We start from the raw sequence: 1,037 nt of genomic DNA on the forward strand, positions 1-1,037 counted from the left end.
AAAACAAGCTAATAAAAAAGGTGCGTTGTTTATAACGCACCTTTTTTATTAGCTTGCTTTTTTGCCATACCTTTTTTTACCATAATTTCAGTTTAGTTAAGCTCAGCAGCCTAGAACTTGTTGGAGTCCGTTGGGTTCTGTGATAAAGCGGCGGTAAAAGGCAGTAACTGGCCACGGCGGAAGTACTTAGAAGAGCCGTCGATGATTTTATCCACTTCCTTAACCAAATCACTGATAACGTCGTCATAGATACCGTGGTATAGCTCTTTTTCGAATGCAGTAAACGGATGCTTACGCGATGCTGAACCGACCTCAGTCACGCCTTCTTTACTATAAAAAATATCTACGCGGCCATCACTATTCAATACACAGTTCAGTTGACCACCTTCGAGCTCCATCTCTACGCGCTCAGGCATAAAAATATAATCATCTACGTTGATGAGCTTTTTTTCTACTTCTCTTTTAAAAAACGACTTGATATCAAACATAAGTACATCCCTAACTTTATAATTATCAGATACGTGAGCATGCCTAACTTTATAGTTATTGCACAGCATTTACATAGATGCTTAGTGGGTCATGCTTTACACAGTTATCTTATAAGATAGAGAGCAATTTTTTAAGGTGCGATATGTAAAACTGCGTTTGATGTTAGTAAGAACGTGCTGTCAATATCCGTTCTCTTTGTAGATATCAGGCGCTGTCTCAAATACAAGCCAGCCTTTCTTCATCCATTGCTCTATAACTCCTTTTGTTACGATATGAATCAAATTAGCTAATGGTTCATGTGCATCTCCTTCATAACACATAACCCTAAGCCTACAGTTCGGGCTACGTTCATTCTTATTTAGTGCGAAGATTGCTCTAATATACTCTGCGTCAGAGTCAGCTAGAGAATGTCCCCAAACAATAACCTCATAAGATGTTTCAGATAGGGATTCTCCCTTAATGCTATTGATTTTCAGGTCTTCATGGTCAAGAAATTGATAATCAGTACTATTGAGCAATTTTTGATGGGTTTTCACAAACCCATATAC

The 1,037-nt window shown here is 38.3% G+C and carries 1 protein-coding gene and 1 pseudogene; both read right to left on the reverse strand.

All coding sequences use genetic code 11. The annotated features are described in order from the left end of the window. Nucleotides 1-110: 110 nt before the first annotated feature. Nucleotides 111-488 (reverse strand): hypothetical protein, encoded by a 378-nt coding sequence (locus ACS8FC_RS15015; protein ID WP_238036883.1) that lies wholly within the window; start codon nucleotides 486-488, stop codon nucleotides 111-113. 180 nt (nucleotides 489-668) lie between these two features. Continuing rightward, nucleotides 669-1,037, reverse strand: a pseudogene (locus ACS8FC_RS15020) (AbiH family protein); the annotation flags it as partial.

Source organism: Psychrobacter sp. 1Y4 (genome assembly GCF_051847555.1).

Coding starts and splice junctions, on each gene's coding strand:
- ACS8FC_RS15015 (WP_238036883.1), bottom strand. CDS start 488: ATGTTTGATATCAAGTCGTTTTTTAAAAGAGAAGTAGAAAAAAAGCTC.